Annotated in this window: 1 protein-coding gene and 1 pseudogene; one reads left to right on the forward strand and one right to left on the reverse strand. The window is 71.0% G+C overall.

Going from position 1 to position 2,885, the window contains the following annotated elements; genetic code table 11:
• Positions 1-119 precede the first annotated feature (119 nt).
• Positions 120-2,165: an SPFH domain-containing protein gene (locus B7767_RS14295; protein ID WP_085572521.1), complete on the reverse strand. Its 2,046-nt coding sequence runs from the start codon at positions 2,163-2,165 to the stop codon at positions 120-122.
• Between the two features lie 384 nt (positions 2,166-2,549).
• Between B7767_RS14295 and B7767_RS14300 the strand changes: the two are divergent.
• Positions 2,550-2,885, forward strand: a pseudogene (locus B7767_RS14300) (PucR family transcriptional regulator); the annotation flags it as partial.

The following is a 2,885-nucleotide window of genomic DNA, read 5'->3' on the forward strand; positions in this document are numbered from 1 at the left end:
GTCTCGCGCGGGGCCGTGTTCGTGGGCTCGTGGGTGCCGGTGGTCATGACTGGCTGCCTCTCGGAAGGTGCGGCCGGGAGCCGCCGTCCCCTGTGCGGCGGCTCCCGACCGGAGGGTGGTCAGGCCCTGGCGTGGCCGTTCAGCTCGGCCAGCGGTGTGTCCGAGAGGCCCAGCTCACCGGCTTTCTCGATCAGTTCCTTGAACCGGCCGGTGTTCTCACCGCCCTGCTGCATCAGTCGCATCAGCAGCGCGGACACCGTGAGGTTCTGCACGTCGGCGGTGGAGACGGAGCCCAGGATCCGGCTCAGGTCGTCGGTGAAGCTCGCCGAGCCGTCCAGCCAGGGCCCGGCGAGGGCCTGCGCCGTCTCGGAGCTGCGGACGAAGCCGTCCACGCTCTTGCCGAGCGCGATCGAGGAGACCAGCCGGTCGAAGAACACCGACTCGCCGCCGACGATGTTGATGTCCGCGTTCTCCAGTCCGGTGGCGAGGACCGTGGCCTGCGCCTCGGCGACCTGCCGCTGCACGTCCAGTCCGGCCAGCCGGATGTCCTTCTCGGCCTCCAGCCGCAGCCGGTACTCCTCGTGACCGCGGGACGCCTCGTCGAGGGCGGCCATCGCCGCCGCCTTCTCGGTGAGGCCGGCCGCCTCCGCGCGGAGTTTGCCGCTGATGGCCTCCGCGTCGGCGAGGGCCTTGGCCCGCGCCCCCTCGGCCTCCGCGCGCAACCGGGCCTGGGTGGCCTCGGCCTCGGCGCGGCCCGCCTTCTCGATGACGTCGGCCTCCTTGTCGCGGACCTGGACGACGGCCAGCCCCTCGGCCGCGGACTCCGCCTGGACGCCCTCGGCCAGCCGCAGCTTGGCCCGTGCGTCGAGATCGGCGGTCTTCAACCGGGCCTCGGCGAGGGTGAGTTCCTCGGCGGCGCGGTGCGTGGCGGCCTGCTCGGCGGCCTCGGCGGCCTTGATGTCCTTGACCAGCTTCTCCTGCGCCTCGGCCTCCGCGGCGATGATCACGGCCTGCCGCTGCCGCTCGGCCTCCTCGACCGCCCGCAGCTTCTTGATCGACTCCTCCTGCTCGGCGACCGTGCGGTCCACCGCGACCCGCTCGCGGATGACCTCGGCGATCTCCCGCTTCTCCGCCTCGACCTCCTTGTCGGCGGCGATCCGGGTCAGCTGGGTCTCCCGCTCGCGGGCGATGACCTCCAGCAGGCGGTCCTTCTCGATGCGCTCGCTCTCGACGGCGATGACCCGCTCGCGGTTCTTGGCGGCGACGGCGACCTCACGGGCCTGGTTCTCGCGCTGCACGCCGAGCTGCTCCTCGGTGCGCAGGAAGGCGCTCTGCGCGCGCAGCCGCTCCTCCTCCACCACCCGCGCGGTCTCGGCCTCCTCGCGGGCCCGTACGGTCTCGATCTCCCGGCGCTGCTTGATCTCGGCGTCCGCCTGCCGACGCTCCAGCTCCAGGATCGCCTCGCGGGCGTCGACGTCCTGCCGGGTGATCTCCTTCTGCTCGTTGCGCTGGGCCTCGTTGGTGCGGACGTGCTCCACCGCCGTCAGCTCGGTGATCTTGCGGATGCCCTGCGCGTCGAGGACGTTGCCCGGGTCGAGCTGGGTCAGCGGCGTCTGCTCCAGGTAGTCGATCGCCGCGTCCTCGAGGTGGTAGCCGCTGAGGTCGACGCCGATGACCTCGATGATCCGGTACCGCAGTTCCTCGCGCTTGGTGTAGAGGTCGGTGAAGTCCATCTGCTTGCCGACGGTCTTCAACGCCTCGGAGAACTTGGCGTGGAACAGCTCCTGGAGCGTGTTGCGGTCACTGGCCCGCGCGGTGCCGACGGCCTGGGCGACCTTGATGACGTCGTCGACGGTCTTGTTGACCTTGACGAAGAAGGTGATGCGGATGTCCGCGCGGATGTTGTCCCGGCAGATCAGGCCTTCCTTGCCGGCCCGGGTGATCTCGATGGTCTTCACCGAGATGTCCATCACCTCGGCCTTGTGCAGCACCGGCAGCACGACCGACCCGGTGAAGGTCACGTCGACCTTGCGGACCTTGGAGACGATCAGCGCCTTGCCCTGCTCCACCTTGCGGAACAGTTTGGAGACGACGAGCAGGCCGATGAGCATGAGCAGCAGGGCAAGGCCGACGAGTACGGCGATGCCCACGGTGGCGGCATCCATGGGACACGTCCTCCCGGGCTAGGAAGTGGGTCGAGCGGTGCCTCGTTGACGAGGCGGACGAAGGTCCGGTGGAGGAGGAGACGGCTCAGTCGGCGCCGCGGTTCTGCGCCGGACGCGGACGGATGCCGTCCGCATCCTGCGCGCCCCTCCGCTCACCACTCACCGTTCACGTTCTTGGGGGGGTGGCACCGCTCCCCTCCGGGTTCCGGCGCGGACACCTGCCGGTGCCCGGCACCGGAACCATCCGCGGTGCTCCCCGCGGACCATGCTGCCCGCCCGGGGCATGCTCGCGCATTGCCGGAAACCGGCAACGTTCATTAGGGTCTTGATGCCGGTGTGACACAGCCGGCGCGTCAGGGAAGCGTCAAGAGTCGGGGGGAACACGTGCCGGAACGGGAGATCCCGGAGGAGTATCTCGAAGGCTGTGCCCGCATCCTGGCCGAGGTCGCGGCCACGGGCAGACGCCTCACCCGCGACGAGATCGCCTCCCGGCGGGCCCTGGGGGAACGGGCCGCGGAGGCGGGTTTCGGTCTGCGTTCCCTCGTCAGCGCGCACCTGTCCGGCGCCCGCGGCGCGTGGCCGCGCGGGGCGGACTCGGCCGACGGCGCGCTCGCGGCCGTGCAGCAGGTCGTGGACGCGTTCGCCGAGGGGTACGAGCGGGCGCAGCGGCTGGCGGTGCGTCAGGAGGAGGCGGCACGGCGGGGGGTCATCGACGACCTG

The sequence above is a fragment of the Streptomyces sp. 13-12-16 genome (assembly GCF_002114215.1).
In the GTDB taxonomy this organism is placed as follows: Bacteria; Actinomycetota; Actinomycetes; order Streptomycetales; family Streptomycetaceae; genus Streptomyces.